Source organism: Bacillus sp. FSL K6-1000 (assembly GCF_038630785.1).
GTDB classification, from domain to species: Bacteria; Bacillota; Bacilli; order Bacillales; family Bacillaceae; genus Bacillus; species Bacillus safensis.
Window position 1 is genome coordinate 238,568 of record NZ_CP152042.1, and the last position, 21,153, is coordinate 259,720.

Here is a 21,153-nt window from a genome sequence, read left to right on the forward strand (position 1 = left end):
GCTGCGACTATTTTTGGTGCCCGTTTAGGTTTTTATTTTGCCCAAAAACGTATTTTTTTCAAAAAAAGGGGGTTTTTGTATGAGTCATCGTCAATTAGCAGAAGACATTATCAAACACATTGGCACAGAGAAAAACGTTCATTCATTGGTGCATTGCGCCACAAGACTTCGCTTCACTTTAAATGACAGATCAAAAGCAGATAAAGCGGCCATTGAAAAGTTAAATGGTGTCGTCACAGTCATGGAAAGCGGCGGCCAGTTTCAAGTGGTCATTGGCAATACCGTACCAGAGGTTTATCGAGAAATTGGAGAGTTTACGAATCTATTAGAGGATTCCTCTGCTTCATCTGCAAAATCAGGTGAAGAGAGCACAAGCCTTTTCGGAAAATTCGTCGACATTGTATCAGGGATTTTCACACCACTTCTCGGTGTCATGGCGGGTGCAGGTATTTTAAAAGGTCTCTTAGGCATTTGCATCAATGCAAAATGGTTATCTCCTGAAGATACGTCGTATCAAATTTTATTTGCTGCGTCTGACAGCTTGTTCTACTTCCTGCCATTATTGCTCGCATTCACTTCTGCCAGGAAGTTTAAAGCGAATCCGTTTGTCGCTGTGACGATTGCAGGTGCACTGATTTACCCAACTATTCAAGAATTGTCAAAAGGCGGCGGAGATGTGACCTTCTTCGGAATTCCAGTCGTCTTAATGTCTTATACATCTACGGTCATCCCAATCATTTTGGCAGTGTTTGTCATGGGATATATCGAACGTTTCTTTAACAAAGTCATTCATGAAAGTGTCAAAAACTTTATTACACCACTCATTTTACTTGTCACGGTTGTTCCGCTGACACTCATCGTATTTGGACCATTTGGTGTGTATGCAGGGAATGGCATTGCAGCTGTTTTGCTGAAAGTATTCTCCTTTAGTCCTACACTTGCAGGTGCTTTAATTGCGATGGCTTGGCAGATTCTTGTCATCTTCGGTATCCATTGGGGACTTGTGCCAGTGATTTTAAATAATATCGCAGTCCATGGGAAAGATCATATCAAGCCGGCAACTGCGCCAGCTGTATTCTCACAAGCAGGTGCTTCCATCGGTGTTATGCTGAAAACAAAGAATAAAAAGCTGAAATCCTTGGCTGGATCAACAGCAGTTTCTGCCGTGTTTGGGATCACAGAGCCAGCTGTATACGGGGTCACGCTTCGTTTGAAAAAACCATTTATTGCAGCTGTTATCTCTGCCGGAGTCGGTGGTGCAATCATCGGTTATTCACAAAGTATTGCGATTGCGTCAGGTCTTCCAAGTTTACTGACACTTCCGATCTTCTACGGTCAAGGCTTTACAGGGTTCATCATCGGAATCTCGGTCTCGTTCGTCCTTTCTATCATCCTAACCTATTTGATTGGATTTAAAGATCCGGTAGATGAAGATGAAACGCCGGCAGCAGGTACTGTGCCAGTTATTGAAAACGAACATGGAGTCAAAGCCGCTCATGTGAAAAGTCCTTTAAAGGGAGAGGTCATCAAGCTTGAGGAAGTACAGGATAAAGCATTCTCATCTGGAGCACTAGGAAAGGGCGCAGCCATCATTCCATCAGAAGGCAAGCTGTTTGCACCAGTGTCAGGAGTCGTGACAACGGTGTTCCCAACTGGACATGCGTACGGTCTTACCTCTGAAAGCGGAGCAGAAGTACTCATTCACATTGGGCTGGATACCGTACAATTAGGCGGAAAGCATTTTACCCCGAAGGTTACTCAGGGGCAAACCGTAACAGAAGGTGAACTGCTTGCTGAGTTTGATATTGAAGCTATCCAAGCAGCCGGTTTGTTAGTCACAACACCAGTGATTATTACCAATTCCGGTGAGTTTAGCGATATTATTGAAACAGAGGAGAAGCAAATTGCTCCGGGCCAGTCATTTTTACATCTAGTTTAATTATGAGGAGGAAGAAATTATGAGATATTCAACACTAGCACCATTTCCAAAGGACTTTTTCTGGGGCGGATCGACTTCCGCCTATCAAGTAGAAGGTGCGTGGAATGAGGATGGCAAAGGGCCTTCTGTCATTGACATGAGAGCCAGTTATCCTGAAGGTACAACGGATTTTAAAGTCGCAAGCGATCACTATCACCGCTATAAAGAGGACGTGAAGATGTTTGCAGAAATGGGCTTGAAGGCTTATCGCTTTTCCATTGCATGGACACGGATCATTCCAGATGGAGATGGGGAGATCAATCAAAAGGGGATTGAATTCTATCATTCACTCATCGATGAATTGCGCCGCTATGACATTGAACCAATCGTGACAATGTATCATTTTGATCTGCCTCATGCGCTTCAAGTAAAGGGCGGGTGGTCTAACCGCGGGACAGTGGATGCGTTTGAACGCTATGCAGAGGTGCTATTCAAGGAGTATGGTCAGAAGGTGAAATATTGGCTGACCATTAATGAACAAAACATGATGATCTTACATGGATCAGCGCTTGGTACACTTGATCCAAATTTAGAAAATCCAAAAAAAGAACTGTATCAGCAGAATCACCATATGCTCGTTGCACAGGCAAAAGCCATGACGCTCTGTCATCAAATGCTGCCTGAAGCGAAAATTGGACCAGCGCCAAACATCGCGCTCATTTATCCGGCTTCTCCAAAGCCTGAAGATGTGCTTGCTGCGGCGAATTACAATGCGATCCGCAACTGGCTTTATCTTGATATGGCGGTGTTCGGGCGTTATAACAACCTTGCTTGGGCGTACATGAAAGAAAAAGACATTCTTCCTGTCATCGAAGAGGGAGATATGGATATTTTGAAAAGCGCGAAGCCAGACTTTATTGCCTTTAACTACTATACCTCTCAAACGGTTGAAGCGAGTAAAGGAGATGGCAACGACGAATTTGCACGCGGCGGAGATCAGCATTTGAAATCCGGTGAAGATGGCGTCTACAAAGGCGGTAACAACCCATTCTTAAGCAAAAATGCGTTTGGCTGGGAGATTGACCCTGTCGGCTTCCGTTCAACGATGCGCGAGATTTATGACCGCTATCAGCTGCCGCTTATTATCACGGAAAACGGACTGGGTGCTTTCGACAAGTTAGAAGAAGATGGTTCAATCCAAGATGATTATCGAATTGATTATTTAGAAAAGCATATCGAACAAATCAAATGGGCGATCACAGATGGCGTCGAGGTATTCGGATACTGCCCGTGGTCAGCTATCGACTTAATCAGCACACACCAAGGATGCTCCAAGCGCTACGGGTTCATCTACGTCAATCGCGACGAATTTGACCTAAAAGACCTCAAGAGAATTCGCAAAAAGAGCTCTTATTGGTATGAAACCTTGATACAGCAAAATGGAGACAACATCGGGAAATAACGATAAAAAAGCCAATCACCTTATGCGGGTGTTTGGCTTTTTTTTGTTCACTTTATTGGCAAGATCATATTGTTCGAGTTGTTCTAACATGATAGTCTGATGATATATTGTAAAAATTGGTTAAATATCCATTATAAGAAAGGGGTTGTTTATATGATGACGATTCTTTATATGTTCTTCCTATTGTTTTTCATTTTTTATGGTTTGAATTATATAGGACAGAAATTAATTGCGAAGGAATATCCAATGAACCATGGAGTGATTGTGACTCTGTCAGCTGTGGAAGGTATTCTTGTTTTCGTCATTGTTGGTGTGAATGCGAAATTCCCATTTTTATTTACAGTATTTATGTCCGTTCACATCTAACTCTCTACTATCATTATACCCCGAATTTAATGAAATTTATAGACTGTTTTCCCCCCATATCTAGCCGTATACTGTTATACGCAAGTCAAAAATGATAAGGGGTGTGGCTGTATGAATGACAAGCAAAAGGTGTTAGATCCTGGGCCATTTTTTCATGGGACAAAAGCGGAATTGAAGATTGGGGATCTGCTTGAACCGCTGCATTTATCCAATTATCAGGATAAAAAATCGAACCATATTTATTTCACCGGAACACTAAACGCAGCCAAATGGGGTGCTGAATTAGCTAGGTCTGATGCAAAAGAAAGAATTTATATTGTAGAACCGTTAGGCGAGTTTGAAAATGATCCAAATGTGACGGAAAAAAGATTTCCCGGCAACCCAACACGTTCTTATCGATCGAAATCTCCGTTGAAAATAGTCGCAGAATTAGGTTCATGGGAAAGACATTCCGATGAAGAAATCAATCATATGCTAAGCTCCTTAAAAAAATTAAGTGAAGAAGGAAAAAATATCATCTACGATTGATGTTACGTATATCTAAATAACACAAAAGCCGCCTCATGAACTGGGCGGCCTTTTATTTGATCTTAATGGAACAACGCATCCATCAGCTCATCAAATGTTTTGGCTTGCTTGAGGGCGCGAATGCGGTCTGGATTGTCTAGTAAATCGACGGCCTGTTCAAAGAATTGGTTCATGCAGGCAGCGTCATCCTTATGAATCGCTAATAAAAAGACAATTGATACTTGGTCTCCCTGCCAGTCAATCGGCTGTTTTAAGTGTGCGATGGCTACAGAGGAAGTCCCTTCATTTGTGATGAGCGGATGCGGCATTGCAATACCGCTGCCAAGATAGGTAGACGACATTTGCTCACGCTCAAGCACCGAAGGCCGAAATGAAGACGATACTAGCTGATGCGCCTCTAAACGGCTGCATAATATATTTAATACCTCATCCTTGCTGCTTAGGTCAGCATTCATTAAAGTCAATCGCTCTTGAAAAAACGCCATCAGCTCTTTTGAGGGTGCCCCGTGTCCATTTAATAAATGAATGACTTCATTCACACGCTGTATATCATGCTGTTCAAAAAAGGCACTGACCTGAATGACTGGTTTCCCCTTTGATGTGAGTGGAACAGTTGTGATGATGACGTCACACGGCAAAGAGGAGCTCATGAGATAATCCTGATAGGAATAGAGCTCAACGATGTCAAGCTCGTGCTGAAAGGCTGACTTCAATTTAATTTCAAGGAGCCTTGCCGTCCCTAGTCCAGACCCGCACACGATAATGGCTTTCTTTTTTTGCGAGGTGTCGAGCTGACTTCTTTCAAATGAAGCAGCGATATGCAAGGCAACATATGCGGCCTCGTCTTCATTTGGTGTACGCACCAGCTGTAAGGCATTGAGTCCGCTGACAGCCAAATCAAACGGGTAAGGATAGGACGCTTTGATCTCATGCAAAAGCGGATTTTGTAAGGATACGCCATATTGGATTCGATTTAATAGCGGCTTCATATGAAGCATCAAGTCTTGCTGCAGAATGCTGTCATCAGCAAAACGATGGCCGCTTGTTTTTTCAATGTGCTGTAGAAAGACTGTAACCGCCTGTTGAACTTCCACTGTCGTTTGATGCTGGGCGGCTTCTTTCCACGTTTGATTTGCCAATAGATGCATGACTAAGTAATCTGTTTCATCCTCTGATAAGGTCACATAAAAAGTGTCACTCACCTGCTGTATGATTTTTTGTGCAATTCTCATTAAAACTGGTGATCTTTGTGTGCGGACAGTACTAGCGGATACCCGCTGGTTTTTTCGTGTTTGCTGAATCGCAATGGCTAAGTGAATGACTAAATTTTTTAAGGCAATGTCTTTAATGAGCAATGACTCTTGATGCAGGTTCGTCAACACAATAGATCGAATGGTTTCAAGAGAAATATCAGGAAAATGGAGCTGCTCCCGCTCGGTGATATGAGAGAGAGCAGGCTCTTCTTCAAGAAGTAAGTCTGCATAGCACGTTCTTTTTTGCAGCTCGTCTCCTTCAATCTTTAAACCAAATCCAGGCTTTGATACAAGGGTCATGCCGTAACGGGCTAACATCTCTCGTCCTTTTTTCAAATCACTGCTGACCGTCATGCGGCTGATAAACAGTTCTTCAGCCAGCTGGTCAATTTTTAAGTAATCTGATTGAAGCAGCAGCTTTCTCATTATAAATCGTACACGCTCTTCTGGCATGACGGGGACAAGAGAGCGGGCAGGAAGTTTTTGTTGATGAAGCCAAAGTAAGAAAGCGTCTTGGTCACTCGTTAAAAGAGTATATCCCTTTCCGCGAATCGTTTTAATCATGGCTCCAGCTTCCTTTAAATACTCATTTGCTTCCTTGATTAAATTGCGGATAGAGCGGTCAGATAAGCGAAAAGAGGCAGTGAGCTCCTCCAGCTTCACGAACCCCTTCGTTTCAAATAGCCGCTGAATCAGCTGATAGGTTCGAGGATCTGCCGTCATCATCATTGCGCGGCTCCTTGCGCCTGTAAGGCATCCGTTCCAAGAGCGATGGCGCCCATTAAACCAGATAATCCATCAAAGGATGGTTTTGTGATAATTTCATGTAAAGGCTTTGGCAGCTGCAAATAGCCGCGAAGCCGCTTGTCTGTTTCATCAAGAATAAGTGGCAGCATAGCTTGCTGTTTCATTACGCCTCCACCTAAAATGATGCGTTCTGGTGAAAGGGTGAGCAGCAGGTTAGCAGTCATCTGCCCGAGATAGTAAGCATGAAGTGACCAGGCAGGATGATCCTCTGGCAGCATCGGTGCCAGTGTATGATAGCGTCCTTCTATGGCAGGTCCAGATGCCAGTCCCTCTAAACAGTCATGATGTATAGGGCAGCAGCCTCCGTATGTGTCGTGAGGATGGCGCTGAACCGTGATATGACCCATTTCTGGATGCAGCAATCCGTGAATGAGGCGATGTTCAATATAGGCACCGCCGCCTATTCCAGTCCCAACGGTGATATAGATCAAGGAGGCAGGTTTTTCTGCTTCAGTTGAAAAACGAGCTTCCCCGAGTGCTGCACAGTTTACATCGGTATCAAGCTTCATCGGGATCCCGAGGGCTTGTTTTAAGGTAGAGAGGAAAGGGAATTGACGCCAGGCCGTTTTTGGTGTGTCTAAAATCGTCCCATAGCTTGGGCTTTGCTCTTTCACATCGACAGGACCGAATGCCCCAATTCCAATTGCATCGACAGGATGCTTTGTAAAATAATCGATCACTTGCCGGCATGTTTCATCTGGATTTCCTGTTGCAAAGGAAGTCATGTGTTCAATCGTTCCGTCTGTTGTTCCGTAGCCGCAGACAAATTTCGTTCCGCCTGCTTCAATGCCTCCAATTCTCATGATCAATGCCCTCCATTAAAGAGGGGCGGAATCCAAATGGATCCCGCCCCTACATGTTCATTTTTTCTTTACAATGTAGGTTTGTACCTGACAAGGTGTGAGCGGTTCAATGTGTAATGATCCATGCTGTGCTTTGAGTATATGTCCTTCAGGTGTTTCGCCTAAATTCGCTGTTTCTCCGTGTTGTAGAGATGAACTATTGATTGAAGCGGCTGTTTGACGCGTTAAATATGGATTGAAGAGACGAATAACAATGCCTGTTCCATGCTCCTCTTTTTTCAGAGCGCTTAGAATGGCTCCATCTGTCTCGATGTCAAGCAGGCTATAAGTAGATTGTAAGTCTTCTTTTTCATCTCGGAAAGAGAAAATTAAACGACCGTTTAAAAAATCTGCGCGCTCGTAGCATTGGACAGGGGTTGTATACCGTTTGGCAAGCTGCGCTAAGTGTCCCTCGCTGACTGCATCCTTGCTATAGTGCATACCAAATGAGAATGACAATGCACCTTGCAGCTGAGCGTCAGGTGTTTCCACAATTTTTTCCCCAGATGCGCGTCCTGGACGATAAAGGAGATTTTCTTTCCCCATTTTTCCGAAACAGCGGAAGAGCGTATACGCAATCGTTGTGTAACCTTCTCCTGTGATTTGGTATTCTCTCACGCAGTCGGTCAACAGTGCGGCACCATATGCTTCATCACGAAGTGCGACAAAGGATTGCATCGGTTCAATGGTGATCGGTTTTTCTTCCCAATGTTCATTGTTCCACCATTCAAGCTCTTGCGTGAGCTCTGTTGAGCGTTCGATTGTACCAAACTGTTGATCGCTTAGTGATACGTTTGATGCAATGCCTGTATCAAAAAGAACACGAAGGCGGTGATCTAATGCATGGTTATCGACATCTACATGAAAACGGATGACAGCATCGTTTTTGTTTAATGCCACCTTCGCTGTGATCGGAAGTGAAGTCGCAGCCGATTGCTGAGAGCGCGCCTCTAGGTCATAAGGGACAGTGAGCTGAAGCTTGATGGTCAGCTCCTCTTGCAGACCGCTTTTAGACACTGAGATGTCCGCTGATGAAAGATCTTTTGATGACACATACAGATCCTCACGCGGTGGTGAATAGTTGTAAGAATCCCCATCGTCTCCGTTGTCTTCAAAGATCATTTGCTCAGAGAAGGTCTTTCCTGTTTGTTTGTCTGTGATGTCCAGTGATCCGTTGTCATTTGCCGCAATGCGGTAATGCTTATTTTCGATCACGCGTCCTTCTGTTTGTTCCCATAGAGATTCGCTTGATTCATCGAAGACCATGCTGACCTGTGTATAACCAACTGACGGTAAATCGATGGCTTCAATCAGCAGCACGGCTTTCCATACTTGCTTTGGCATGTACACTTCTTTACTTGGATTAAGAGAAATTTGCTGTGCCAGCACATAATCTGTGACATCGGTTTTACTTTTCACTGTGTACTGAAGCGTTCGTCCATTTGCATCCTTTAGCGTAAATGGACGTTCCGTGATAAACGTCTCGACTTCAATGACTTCAGAACGCTTTGAAGGCAGTGTATTGAACAACGTGAACGTGATTTCCTGCTCTGTTTGCAGTCGAATAGCGATGAGACGCATGTGTAAGTCTACAAGATTCTCGGCGATTTCCTTTGCCTGTTTGTAGCGGAAGAAGACATCTTGGTTTGTCGTGTCACTATTACAGCCGCCAATGCTGTCATGCGCTGCATTTTCAAACATGAGGTACCAAATATCACGAACCGTGTCATGAGGGTAGTCATGTCCGAGTGAATAGCTGATCGTTAAGATTGGCTCCATCACATTGACGAGATAGTTTTCAATTTGATTGTTTAAGATTTTTAAATCAGCTCGTGTTGAAAAGATCGATTTGTGAATCCGCATATGCTTCGCGTGAATAAGCTCTCCTTGTAACGTCTCAAAAGATGTCCGCTCTTTTTTCACGGCTGCAATATAATCTTCTAAACTACTGATTTGATAGTGATGCTCGTCAAGCTCATTGGCTTTTTCTAATAAGTCAGGCAGGTTTTTACGGATCGGTGCCTGGTCAAAGCCATTTGGGAAATAGACATTCTTTGTGGTGGCCTTTGCTTGCAGCGCACCAATTTTTTCAGATAAAAAGGCTTGTAGGTCCTCATCTTTCTCAGGAATATTTCCGCCGTAGTAGTAGCCAAATGGCAGGTTCACAGCAAAGACTTCACTGCCGTCAGCGCCGCGCCAATTGAATTCAGTATGATTCGTCATATGGTCAGAAACACCGCGCCAAAATGCTGTATCGACAATACCGAAGCCGCGATAAATTTGAGGCATTTGCGCGGATTGACCGAAGGAATCAGGGACATAGCCGACTTTCATCACGTGGCCGAACTGCTGACAGCGTTCAATTCCATATTGCAGGTTCCGCACAATCGATTCACCTGAAATGACGAGCTGGTCGGTTTGGGTATACCATGGGCCGATGATGAGACGTTTCGCTGTGACGAGCTTCTTGATTCGATTCTCATCCTCTGGACGCCATTTCAAATAATCATCTAATAAGGAAGCCTGGGCATCGAGCATGAAGTAATGGAACCTTTCGTCTGTTTCAAGGGTATCTAAAATGTCCATTACGCTTTTCATTAAGTAGATACGGGAGCGGGAGGTGGTGAAATACCATTCCCGGTCCCAGTGAGTATGTGGAATCACATGTACATTGACAGTCATTGATCAACGACACCTTTCTTCGTTCAAATTATCCTTCTAGCACAAGGTCAAAATCGTCTTCTTCTTTTTGCTTCTGATCATGTTCCGGCGTTTTTGGCTCTTTTTTCTCAGAGAAATTCACAAGCAGGTTGGCGCCAATACCGATGACGAGTGCGCCAGTAAGGGCTCCGATTAAATAAGCCCACCAGTTTCCGACTGAGAAGAAGCCGTATAGCCCGCCAATTGGCGGCATGATGTCATGAACTCCTAATAATGCAGCAACCCCGCTTCCAACAGCACATGCGACAACATTGAGCGGAATCAATTTCAAAGGATTGACGAGGGTAAAAGGGATCGCCCCTTCCGTAATACCGATAATGCCCATAACAAGTCCGCCTCGTCCGGCTTCTCTAAAGGTTGGAGAGAAGTTGCGTTTTCGAATCAATGTCGCAAGCCCGTATCCAAGCGGTGGAATGACAATCGCAATATTGACAAGAATGGCAGGGAGGTAGACGCCTGATAGGAAGAGCGCGTTACCAGCCATCCACGCTGATTTATTCACCGGTCCGCCAAGATCGAAGCCAATCATCGCACCTAAAATGAGAGCGAGCGCGAGTGTGCTTGTTCCATCAGCGACCATGCCTTTAATCCATTCAATTAATGCCGTGTTCAAAGCGCCTAATGGTCCGCCTAGAAGAACTGACATTAGAAGTCCGGTTAAGCCAACGGTAATCAGCGGCAGGATGAGCAGAGGGACGAGCCCAGCTGCAGAGCCTTGAATTTGAATTTTTCTTTTCACAAAAAGAGCAACATATCCTGCGAAGAAGCCTGCAATGACGGCACCTATAAATCCGGCATTTGTTGAGCTGGCAAGGGCACCGCCGATAAAACCAGCCGCAAGACCTGATTTATCTGCAATGGAATAGGCGATAAATCCAGCGAGCAGGACGTTCATTAAGCCAATGCCTGTCCAGCCAACCTGCTCCATTAAATAGGCACCGTGCAGTATGCCGCCAGCATCCTTATAGGTGTTTAAATCTGAAACACCAAACCCTAACCCGACCAATTTTGCTAAACCAACGATAAGTGAAGCACCGATGATTACCGGAAGAATATAAGAAATACCGGTCATGAGATGGCCTTCAATGACTTTTAATTTTGCTTTCATTTTCTTTGCTCCTTTCTATATGGCATTGCTCATGTTTATTGAGATTCAGATTTTTTCTTTTCTACAAGTGCTACGGCTTTGGTGATAATTTGTTCAGCATTTTTTAAGGCACGTCCGATTTCGACACGTACAGTGGGAATGCCTGAGAAGCGTTCTGCATCGTTGATATGCTGATTTGAGGCAATGATGCAGAGGTCTGCCTGCTGTGCTTCTTCTGCTGTAATGCCGTTCACCTGTCCCATAATCCCTTGCTGTTCGATTTTGATCTCGTGTCCGAGCTGTTTACCCGCATTTTCTAACGCTTTTGCTGCCATTGGTGTATGAGCTAACCCTGCTGGACATGAAGTGACACCGACAATTTTCATTGTGTAATCCCCTCTTTCAATTGTTGTTCAATGACTTCGTAATAGTAATCAGCTGTTTGACCTGGTTGAATCTTTTCGATAAAAGCAGGTTCCATTAGGCTTGTCGCAATACCTGACAGTAATTTCAGATGTGTGACATTTGCTTCTTCTAGTGGAACAAGCAGTGTAAATAAATAGCTTGTGGGCAAATCATCGAAGCTTCCCCATTCAATGGGTTGTTCAAGTTCTAAAAAAAGAAGTGAAGCCGTTTTTACAGCGGAGCTTTTTGTATGTGGAATGGCGAAGCCTTGTTGAAGTCCTGTTGAGACTTCGTCTTCGCGTGTCAACAAATCTGCTAATAGCCCCGGCTGATCGTTTGTAATCTGAAGGTCTTCAGCTTTCTCGGAAATGTATTGTAAAATCTCATTCTTTGATCGTCCGTTTACTTGTGTGAAAACATGATCTTTTTGGAACAAGCTGATCCCTTCTCTCTTGTTTGTTAAGCGCTTACAAGTTGATTGTAATGTACTTTTCAGCATGGTTAAATAGCATCATTTTCCGTTTGAAATGGCAAAAAGTTTATGAAGCTACCCGTCTTGCTGACTGAATATCTCAAATCCTAGCTTAAAACGAGTTTAATTATATAAAAAACAGATTCTACTAAATGTATTTCTGTGATATTCTTCCAAGGTATCATAAAAGATAAGGGGGTCTTTTCATGTTCAAAAAGCAGGTCAAATCCTGTGTGGTCGTACTCATGGCCATCATTCTATGTATGGCAGCATTACCTGGATACGAGGCAGCAGCTGCCAGTCATGGAACAAGTGTCAATGAAGCCATTGGGTTAAAAAATGGTGAAGTCATCTCAGGTACATTACAGAATGAAAAGGAAGAGACATGGTATCAAATCACGCCATCTGCACAAGAAGTGGCAAAACATACACATATGCAAATTTCTGTGAAAAGTAAACAAGTGCTGTCCGTATCGGTCTATCCAAGTAAGGACAGAGCGATGAAGGATGACACCTATTCAAGGTATCGCGTGGACACAGCAAGCGGAGAGACAGAGATCAACTTCCCGCACGCATGGTCAGGTCCCTATTATGTCAAAGTGCTCTATTTAGGGTCAGAGGAAGACAGCCGTGATGAGGAAGAGGATGCAGCATATACAATCGGATATAAAGGAGCTAACCTTCCGCCTTCTGAACCCGTTTTCCCTGAAGAAGATGAGCCTGAAATCATCATTATTGAGAAAAAGTACGGGCGTGAAATTCTTCAATCGATTCGTACAATCGAAGATAAACGATTCAATGAAACAGCAGAAGGTCGGAAGCTTTCGCGTCTGCTCCAAAAAACAAAACCGTTTCTCAAATCGAAGCTCATCAAACATCAAAAAGAGCAGCAAAAGGTATACAACCATCTGCTCACATTAAAAACACTGCTAAGTAACGTAGAGAAAAATGGTGCATTTAGCGGTCATATCGTAACAGAAAAAGAACAGCAGGCGATCGGTTCCCTTTTTGATATGCTCAAAGAAGCAAGTCCGGCATATTTAAAAAAGGAATTAGAAGCTGTCAGTCAAAAAATTGGCATTGATCAGCTTGAAGGAAAATCAGCTGGTTATGTATTAGAGAAACAAAAGCTTGTAAAAGAAGAGAAGGTTAAAACGAATAAGATCATTTTTAAATTAAAGGATGGCCAAACACTTCAATCTGCGAAAAAGAAGATGAAAAGCTACGGTATCCAAGAAAACCGTGTGACATCACAGTCAGTCAGTCCTTTATTCAAAGGCATGTATGTCTATGATGTACCAGCAGGGCAAGAATCAGCTGGAAAGACACTAAAAGCAGGCAAAGCGGCCATCAAGAGCACGGCAAGAAAGCTCTCCAGCATGCCGAATGTTGAATTTGCAGAGCCTGTTCAAACCTATCGTGCGCTAAGCAACGACGCGCAGTATGATTATCAGTGGCCGCTGAAAAACAGTGCGCAAAACAGTGGGAAAAAAGGCGCTGACGTCAAATTTGAACAAATGAATACACTAATTGGCACAAGCAAAATGAAGCAAACATTAATTGCTGTTGTGGATACAGGTGTAGACAGCCGTTTGACAGATTTAAGCGGGACTGTTCGTACAGACTTAGGTGCGAATCTCATTGGACGCAACAAAGATGCGATTGATGACAATGGACACGGTACGCATGTGGCAGGCATCATTGCCGCAAAATCCGATAACCATTACTCAATGGCAGGTCTCAACCAACATACGGGTATCATTCCAGTGAAGGTGCTGGATGCTTATGGATTTGGAGATACAGAGCATATTGCACTTGGCATCAAGCATGCAGTGGACAAAGGTGCAAAGGTGATCAACATGAGCCTTGGCGGCTACTACAGCAGAGTGATTGAATATGCAATGAATTATGCTGCACAAAGAAATGTACTAGTCGTCGTGGCAAGTGGAAATGATGGCGTACCAGAAATGGGTTACCCTGCGACGTCAAAATACGCAATGGCGGTTGGCGCAAGCAACCGTATGGATATTGCCGCTGAGTTCTCAAGTTATGGCAAAGGACTGAGCATGTCAGCACCAGGTTCTGATATTCCGAGCTTAATGCCTGATGGGAACGTCTCATACCTTAGCGGGACTTCAATGGCGACACCATATGTGGCAGCAGCAGCAGGATTACTGCTTTCTAAAAATCCATCCTTGAAGCCAAATCAAGTGAGAAATCTTTTGCAAAGTACAGCAGATGACATCTCATTTAAATCTATTGATGGAAAAGACGACGTTTTCTATGATGAAAACGATGAACCAATTGTTGATCCGAAAATTCCAGGTGTCGATTGGATGACAGGACACGGCAGACTGAATGCATTTGCTGCATTAAGTGCTGTCGAATTGAATGCATCTGTGAGCAAAGTGGAGGATCAGCATCAAAAGGTGACAGGTAAAGCAAAAGCTGGCGCTGCTATTTCTGTGTATAGAGGAAAAACCCTGCTTGGAAAAGGCACAGCAGGCAAAAAAGGAACCTTTAGTGTGAAGATTAAACATCAGAACAAAAACAAGGTCCTTCACATTAAAATTTCAAAAGGAAAGGCCGCAACGACGCTCAAAACCGTCGTGAAAAAAGGCAAAGCACCAGCTAAGCCGAAAGTGAGCAAAGTAACAGTCAAAAGTAAAGCGGTCAAAGGGACTGCGGGTGCAGGCTTGACCATTAAAGTGAAAAACAAATCAAAGAAAGTCATCAAAACAGTCAAAACCAATAGCAAGGGCGCATTTACTGCCCAAATTAAACCACAAAAAGCCAAAACGGTTTTGTATGTGACCGCTTCAGATGTGAGAAAAAGAGAAAGCAAAGCAGTAAAAGTGGTTGTGAAAAAATAAAAGAAGAACTTCCCTTTCTAAAAAAAGGGAAGTTCTTTTGTTTTATACTGGAAAAATACCAATTCCTGTCGATAGTAATATAGTAGGAAATAAAAGGAGGATTTATCGATGAAAAAAATCATGTTTGCTTTCTTTCTATCATTGCTTCTCGTATTCCCAAGCTTTGCACATGCTGAAGAAACAGGTGCAGTACCAGCATCCGTACAAGTAACAAGTGTCACAGCGGCCGATAGTGGGATAGTGAATTACGGCTATGGCAGTAAATATCGCGTGGGATCTTATTATCCAGCTACGTTTAAAGGGACACTAAAAGATGCAAGCGGAAACCTCATGCCTAATCAGCCGATCCAGCTTTATTTTGAAGCAGCAATCAAATCATATGCTCAAACAGCGACAGGCTCAACAGACGAGAATGGACAGTTTTCACTCACGTTTCAAGTTCCTGCAGGTGCAGGCTACCAATCATACAATAATGCAGGCTGGTCAACACATTACTACGATATCGTTCCAGTGACGTTCACGTCAAACGACATCAAACTATCTTCAAATGTCACAAGTGTGTACCATTTGGCGTATACATCACGTTACTAATCTCATAGAAAAAAAGGATGTCATCAGGTGACATCCTTTTCTTTTTGTTAGCAAACCTGCTGGGCGGCAACCGAAAGAGTCAATAAACAAACACTCATCAGCCGTTACTCCCAGATTCGATCGAGCGTTTAACTTTTAATCTTAAGCTTTGATGGATAAGAACTTTTACACTTGAACTTTGATCCTTGAACGTTCAGCTTTGAGCTTTTATCAAGGATCATCCTAAGATGATCATCAGATGAGGAGGGAATGACCTTTCCCTCGGAGGTGTTTAGTTCTATCGATTTTCGGCTCACTAACAAAATCAATTAATCGATCTGTATTTTCGTCAGTGTATTGCTTTCAGACAAGGAAAAATCAACTTCCATTTGGAAATCTTCAATTTCTTTCGAAAGCTGTTCAATTTTTACTCGAAGGCGAAGCGGATCGATGATCACTGCCTCATTTTCAGCTAGAAAAGACTTCACGATCTCTTGGTTGGCAGCCGCTTGTGTCTTTCCATCTTTCCCAAACAAGGTTTCTAAATGCTGATCAAGTCTCCTTTTCACATCTTCATTCGTTTGTTCTGCTTTGTCGACCAGCTCTTTGTACACTTGTTTCATTTTCCGTAAATAACGAATATCGTAGTCTATCGACGTCTTACGTTCAATCGCCTCTGCCACCGTCATACGGACACCTGCCACATCAATCATTGTGGTTGCATTTGATACAACGATGGCTGATTTGATGGCATTCCGGCGTTTGATTAAAGCTTGAATCGATTGATCATCAGCCTTCGCCTTTTTTTCAACTTCTTCTTGATTCTGAAATCCGTGCTGTATATGTTTCCCGATCATCAATCCACCAAGTACGGCGTCATCAACGGTTCGGTTGATTCTTTTATCTAACATTTTCAGTTCACTTAATGCTCTTGTAATGGTCATTTCCATATTCACGACAACTCCCTTGGTTCATCCTGAAAATCATAGATTCCTATCATATACCAAAGTGTGCTTATTTTACTAGTGATATCCTTTTTTGTCAGCGGCTTTATATAGAAAAAACCTGATGTTTATACACCAGGTTTTTCTCGTTTTTTCTGAATCCAAGCTGTCGCATAATAGGCAGCATAGCAGAGCGCAATGAAAGGAATACCGCAGATGAGGGCAATCCGCTGATTTGGGTCAAAGGCAATGCCAATGACAGATGCAAGACATAGGAGGAAGGCAGCAATCGGAACCACTGGATAGAGCGGGGTTCGAAAGGATAAATCATGAAGCTGTCCGCCTTCCTGTAAAAATCTTTTCCGAAACATCAACTGTGAGGCAGCAATTCCCATCCATACAACCACAACGGCCAGTCCGGAGATTGACACAAGTACAAGGTATACTGTTTCTGGTGCGATCACACTGGATAGCAATGAAAGAATACCACCGATCATACTTAAAATGAGTGCATTCAAAGGAATTCCTTTTGATGTCAGTTTCGCCAGTTTTTTAGGAAGTGTCCGTTCTTCAGAAAGCGACCAAAGCATACGAGATGACGCGTATAATCCTGAGTTTGCGGCAGATAAGATCGCGGTCAGGATGACAAAATTCATGAAATCTGCAGCATAAGGAATTCCGATACGATCAAATACCACGACAAATGGGCTTTTGATCACCCCGGCTTCTTCTACTGGAATCAAGCCAGCCAAAACAACGATCGTTCCAACGAAAAACAGGACGAGACGCAGGACGGTTGTGCGAATGGCTCTTGGGATGGTCTCGTCAGGATTGACGCTTTCACCCGCAGCAATCCCAATCAACTCCGTCCCTGAAAAAGCAAAATTGACAGCAAGCATCGTCATTAAAATGGGTAAAAAGCCGTTTGGGAAAAGTCCGCCTTCGCCAGTGAAATTAGAAAAGAACGGAGCGGCCTCACCGCCCTTTAATGGAATCAAACCAAACATTGCTGCTCCACCAAGAATAATAAAGAGAATAATAGCCATCACTTTAATACTGGAAAACCAAAACTCTGATTCTGCAAAAAATTTGACTGTAAATGCATTCAGTAAAAAGATGAGAAGAGCAAAAACACCACTCCACATCCAAACCGAAGTGTCTGGAAACCAGCGCTGCATTAATAATCCTGCCGCTGTAAATTCCGAACCGAGAGCCACTGTCCATGTCAGCCAGTATAGCCAAGCGACCGTATAGCCTGTACCAGGTCCAATGTATTTTGTTGCGTACGTATGAAAAGCCCCTGTGACCGGCATAGCGACAGACAGCTCACCTAAACAAAGCATCACGAGGTAGACAATTAATGCCCCCACAAGATAGGCAAGAATGGTTCCCGCAGGTCCAGCCTGATTAATGGTATACCCAGAGCTTAAAAAGAGCCCTGTCCCAATGACGCCGCCTAGAGAAAGCATGAACAGGTGCCGGCTCGTCATTTTTCGTTGATATTGTTGTGACTGATCTTTTGCTTGTTCCATGTCTTCCCGCCCTTTTGCTTAGAAGTGTGTGTGATGATTCATGATGTGGTTCGTTTTAAGATGTCATTGATATCTTCTGGAGTCGTGCGGCAGCAGCCGCCGATGATATGCGCTCCGTCTTTGTACCATTGATACGCACATTCGCCAAAAGTAAGATGTGACGTATCACCGCTCCATACCTTTTCTTCAGGATCATATACTTCACCTGAGTTTGGATACACCACAATCGGTTTGCTTGTTCCTTTTTTCATCTCTTGAATGAGAGAAGTGATAAATTGCGGCGGCGTACAGTTCACGCCGACAGCAGCAATTTGTTCATAAGGCTCAAGCGCCTGTACACATTCCCGTATGGAGTCACCTTCACTAATGTGCAGGCCATCCTTTGCGCTGAATGTGATCCAAGCTGATACCCCGCTGAATTCATCCCGCAGCAGCTTTGCGATGGCTGTTGCTTCAATCAAACAAGGAATCGTTTCACATGCAAGGATATCTGCTCCCGCTTCTACTAATGCCTGAATTCTTGGTCTGTGAAAATCAATGAGAGCCTGCTCAGAGAGTCCGTAATTTCCCTTATATTCTGAACCATCAGACAAATAAGCGCCGAATGGCCCCACAGATCCAGCGACAAATGGTTTTGTCCGCCCTTCACGACGCGCTTCATCCTGCCAAAAAAGATCGCGTGCCTCTTTCGCTAAAGTGACAGAGCGTTTCATGAGTTCAAGCGCTTCTTCTTTTGTATAGCCTTTTTCAGCAAAGCCTTCAATCGTTGTTTGGTAGCTGGCGGTTGTGGCGCAGTCAGCACCTGATTGGAAGTAGTCCAAGTGTACTTGCTGAATCAATTGTGGCTGTTCAATAAGTATTTTGGCTGACCATAAACTGTCATTTAAGTTACAGCCCTTTCGTTCAAGCTCTGTTGCTAATGCACCGTCTAAAATCAAAGGTGCGTGAGCCTGTAAACGGCTTTGAATAGGATTCATCGGAATCAAACAGCCTCCTTTTTAGATCGGATTTGATGGGTATGATATGAGGCAGTAGTTTAAATGACTAAAGCGTTTTTGTCAAGGAGAGGAAAAAGCATATTAGGGCGCGAAAACCCTGAAAACATGCGGGTTTTGATGCATAAAAATGCAGTCAAAATAATAGAAAACCAAGTCATTGACAGCCTCTAAAAAGAGATATATATTATGGAAAGATTGATTTCAGAAAGCTTCATCAAAAGGCGCTGTCTTTTGATTTTTATGTTGTCCAACGACTGTCTTCTTTCGTGCAGAAAGAGGGTTTTTTATATGCTTAAAAAAGGAGGAAAGAAGAATTGAAAAAATGTGTAAAAGATATAGCGATGATTTTAGTTGGTTCTTTTTTATTTGCCGCAGCAGTGAACATGTTTGTCATTCCGCTTGAATTTGGTGAAGGCGGCGTAACGGGGCTGTCCATCATTTTTTATTATTTGTTTGAGATTGCACCGTGGCTGACGAACCTTGTGTTGAATGCGATCTTATTACTTGTGGGATATAAATACTTGGACAAGAAGACCACGATTTATACGGTGGTTGCCGTCGCAAGTAACTCTCTATTTTTACACTTGACCACAACATGGGTCGTGAATGTTCATGAATTGATCATTGGAGCGATTTTTGCAGGAATTATCATCGGTATTGGGATTGGTCTAGTGCTAAGAGCAGGTGGAACAACGGCGGGCTCTGCCATTCTCGGAAGAATTGCCAACAAGTATTTAGACTGGAACGTGAGCTATGCCATCTTGTTCTTTGATCTGATCGTTGTATTTGCTTCCTACTTTATTATTGGTGCGGAAAAATTAATGTTTACCATTGTGATGCTGTACGTGGCGACAAAGGTGATGGACTTCGTGATAGAAGGACTTAACACGAAAAAGGCAGTGACGATTATTTCTTCATGCAAAGATGATATTGCGGAAGAAATCAATCACACCTTGGACCGAGGCGTAACGATTTTAAACGGACGCGGTCATTATTCAAAGGAATCGAAGGAAATTCTTTACGCAGTCATTCAAAAGCAAGAGCTCATGCGCCTCAAGAAAATTATTAAGAAAATTGATCGAGACGCATTTGTGGTTGTCCATGACGTGCGCGATGTGTTCGGAGAAGGATTTGTGAATATATAAAAATGAAAAGAAGACAAAGAGCTAAAAGACCCTAAAAAGGGTCTTTTTTTATTCTCTATACCTCTTGTCACACAATACTATGTAATGTATAGTATAAAGAGTTAGGAGTTGTAAACATGAATGCACAATTAAAAAAAGGATTACTGGAATTTTGTGTACTGGCGGTATTAAAGAAAGGCGATTCCTATGGTTATCAAATCATTAAAGATATGTCCCGTTGTATTGAGATTTCAGAATCGACATTGTATCCGATTTTAAAGCGTTTAGAGCAAAACAATTATGTGGAGACCTATTCCCAGGAACATAACAGTCGATTAAGAAAATACTACCGCATGACAGAAAGCGGGCGGGAGCATATGGCGCAGTTTTTAGAGGAATGGGATCAGGTGATGGCGATTTACGACTTTATTTCTGGAGGACAGGGCAATGAATAAAAAAGAATTTTTAAGCAGCCTAAAGAAGCATCTGCATCTTCTAGGCGACAAAGATAGTGATCGGTTTATCGAATACTACGATGAAATGATTGAGGATTATCAGGAAGATGGCTACAGTGAACAGGAAGCGGTTCAACAAGTCGGGCAGCCTGCTATGATCGCTGAAGGGATTATGAAGGAACAAGGAATAAAAACCGTTCAGGTGCCGACGTTTGGAGAAAAAGCCACAAGACTCTCCATTCTCATTTTAGGCTTTCCGTTATGGGGCAGTATTCTAGCAACAGTCTTTCTGTTGATTCTTTCTGTGTATATGGTGATTTGGTGTATTCCACTCGTGACAGGTACAGTGACGCTGGTTGGTCTGCTAGGAGGTTTTTGGAGCATCATTGGTTCTCCATTTATCTTTCAGGACGGTTTACATGTGGTGGTGACGCAGATTGGCGTTGGTATTTTTTTATTAGGTGTCGGATTATTAAGCGGCATAGCCACGGCGTATTTGACAAAGCTATTTGTGCAAATAACTATTCAAACCACTAAGGCATTCATGGGAATGTTTAAAAAGAAGGTCGTGAGAGTATGAATGTGAACGATTTAAAAAAGCAAGTCATCAAATGGGGAATCATCTTCACCGTTGCCGGAGGAATTGTCATGGCAATTGGTTTTGGCATATCAGGCTTTGATCTAGATGCATATCACAACAATGACCAGAGCAACGTGTTCCGCACCATCAATTGGAGTAAGCCATAATAAATGAAAAAAGACAAAGAGCTAAAATCAAGATCATTTTAGCCCTTTG

Annotated in this window: 19 protein-coding genes; 10 read left to right on the forward strand and 9 right to left on the reverse strand. The window is 43.2% G+C overall.

The window, feature by feature from the left end:
• Positions 1-79 precede the first annotated feature (79 nt).
• From MHI46_RS01370 to arr, 4 genes are all read left to right on the forward strand, one after another.
• The gene (locus MHI46_RS01370; protein WP_047204102.1) at positions 80-1,939 is read left to right on the forward strand and encodes a beta-glucoside-specific PTS transporter subunit IIABC; all 1,860 of its coding nucleotides are present in this window, start codon (positions 80-82) and stop codon (positions 1,937-1,939) included.
• A 19-nt stretch (positions 1,940-1,958) separates the two neighbouring features.
• Positions 1,959-3,380, forward strand: coding sequence for a glycoside hydrolase family 1 protein (locus MHI46_RS01375; protein WP_039176157.1), 1,422 nt, complete (start codon positions 1,959-1,961; stop codon positions 3,378-3,380).
• A gap of 153 nt (positions 3,381-3,533) precedes the next feature.
• Positions 3,534-3,746 (forward strand): hypothetical protein, encoded by a 213-nt coding sequence (locus MHI46_RS01380; protein WP_058837241.1) that lies wholly within the window; start codon positions 3,534-3,536, stop codon positions 3,744-3,746.
• 111 nt (positions 3,747-3,857) lie between these two features.
• Positions 3,858-4,274 carry an NAD(+)--rifampin ADP-ribosyltransferase gene (arr, locus tag MHI46_RS01385; protein WP_260775229.1) on the forward strand — a complete coding sequence of 139 codons (417 nt, stop codon included), beginning with the start codon at positions 3,858-3,860 and terminating at the stop codon, positions 4,272-4,274.
• 62 nt (positions 4,275-4,336) lie between these two features.
• On the opposite strand, the gene MHI46_RS01390 is transcribed toward arr, so the two are convergent.
• From MHI46_RS01390 to MHI46_RS01415, 6 genes are read right to left on the reverse strand one after another with little or no spacing between them, the layout of a single operon-like run.
• Positions 4,337-6,256, reverse strand: a complete 1,920-nt coding sequence (locus MHI46_RS01390; protein WP_260775230.1) for a BglG family transcription antiterminator — start codon at positions 6,254-6,256, stop codon at positions 4,337-4,339.
• Positions 6,253-7,137: an ROK family protein gene (locus MHI46_RS01395; protein WP_260775231.1), complete on the reverse strand. Its 885-nt coding sequence runs from the start codon at positions 7,135-7,137 to the stop codon at positions 6,253-6,255. The genes MHI46_RS01390 and MHI46_RS01395 overlap by 4 nt, the downstream gene beginning before the upstream one ends.
• A gap of 57 nt (positions 7,138-7,194) precedes the next feature.
• Positions 7,195-9,858 carry a mannosylglycerate hydrolase gene (gene mngB, locus MHI46_RS01400; RefSeq protein ID WP_260775232.1) on the reverse strand — a complete coding sequence of 888 codons (2,664 nt, stop codon included), beginning with the start codon at positions 9,856-9,858 and terminating at the stop codon, positions 7,195-7,197.
• A 28-nt stretch (positions 9,859-9,886) separates the two neighbouring features.
• Complete coding sequence (locus MHI46_RS01405; protein ID WP_024424401.1) at positions 9,887-11,005, reverse strand: PTS fructose transporter subunit IIC; 1,119 nt, start codon at positions 11,003-11,005, stop codon at positions 9,887-9,889.
• 35 nt (positions 11,006-11,040) lie between these two features.
• Positions 11,041-11,370 carry a fructose PTS transporter subunit IIB gene (locus MHI46_RS01410; RefSeq protein ID WP_024424400.1) on the reverse strand — a complete coding sequence of 110 codons (330 nt, stop codon included), beginning with the start codon at positions 11,368-11,370 and terminating at the stop codon, positions 11,041-11,043.
• A complete protein-coding gene (locus MHI46_RS01415) occupies positions 11,367-11,888 on the reverse strand; it encodes a PTS sugar transporter subunit IIA (protein WP_260775233.1) in 522 nt (173 codons plus the stop codon). Before MHI46_RS01415 ends, MHI46_RS01410 begins: the two co-directional genes overlap by 4 nt.
• Positions 11,889-12,067: 179 nt before the next feature.
• On the opposite strand from MHI46_RS01415, the gene MHI46_RS01420 reads away from it, so the two are divergent.
• Together MHI46_RS01420 and MHI46_RS01425 are read left to right on the forward strand one after the other, a co-directional pair.
• A complete protein-coding gene (locus MHI46_RS01420) occupies positions 12,068-14,734 on the forward strand; it encodes a S8 family peptidase (protein ID WP_260775234.1) in 2,667 nt (888 codons plus the stop codon).
• A gap of 108 nt (positions 14,735-14,842) precedes the next feature.
• A complete protein-coding gene (locus MHI46_RS01425; protein WP_260775235.1) occupies positions 14,843-15,325 on the forward strand; it encodes an Ig-like domain-containing protein in 483 nt (160 codons plus the stop codon).
• Between the two features lie 308 nt (positions 15,326-15,633).
• Here the strand turns inward: MHI46_RS01425 and MHI46_RS01430 are convergent, their stop codons facing one another.
• From MHI46_RS01430 to mmuM, 3 genes are all read right to left on the reverse strand, one after another.
• Positions 15,634-16,254, reverse strand: a complete 621-nt coding sequence (locus MHI46_RS01430) for a hypothetical protein (protein WP_039176173.1) — start codon at positions 16,252-16,254, stop codon at positions 15,634-15,636.
• 122 nt (positions 16,255-16,376) lie between these two features.
• On the reverse strand, positions 16,377-17,780 hold the full coding sequence (mmuP, locus tag MHI46_RS01435) for an S-methylmethionine permease (protein WP_059374532.1): 1,404 nt from the start codon (positions 17,778-17,780) through the stop codon (positions 16,377-16,379).
• A 38-nt stretch (positions 17,781-17,818) separates the two neighbouring features.
• Positions 17,819-18,757: a homocysteine S-methyltransferase gene (gene mmuM / locus MHI46_RS01440; protein WP_039182957.1), complete on the reverse strand. Its 939-nt coding sequence runs from the start codon at positions 18,755-18,757 to the stop codon at positions 17,819-17,821.
• A gap of 335 nt (positions 18,758-19,092) precedes the next feature.
• Here mmuM and MHI46_RS01445 point away from each other — a divergent pair, with 335 nt between their 5' ends.
• From MHI46_RS01445 to MHI46_RS01460, 4 genes are all read left to right on the forward strand, one after another.
• Complete coding sequence (locus tag MHI46_RS01445; protein ID WP_024424393.1) at positions 19,093-19,923, forward strand: YitT family protein; 831 nt, start codon at positions 19,093-19,095, stop codon at positions 19,921-19,923.
• 116 nt (positions 19,924-20,039) lie between these two features.
• Entirely contained in the window at positions 20,040-20,357 is a 318-nt protein-coding gene (locus MHI46_RS01450; protein WP_039176181.1) for a PadR family transcriptional regulator, read from the forward strand.
• Entirely contained in the window at positions 20,350-20,937 is a 588-nt protein-coding gene (locus MHI46_RS01455) for a DUF1700 domain-containing protein (protein ID WP_251181454.1), read from the forward strand. Before MHI46_RS01450 ends, MHI46_RS01455 begins: the two co-directional genes overlap by 8 nt.
• Positions 20,934-21,104 carry a hypothetical protein gene (locus MHI46_RS01460; RefSeq protein WP_165585035.1) on the forward strand — a complete coding sequence of 57 codons (171 nt, stop codon included), beginning with the start codon at positions 20,934-20,936 and terminating at the stop codon, positions 21,102-21,104. Before MHI46_RS01455 ends, MHI46_RS01460 begins: the two co-directional genes overlap by 4 nt.
• The last annotated feature ends 49 nt before the right edge of the window (positions 21,105-21,153 follow it).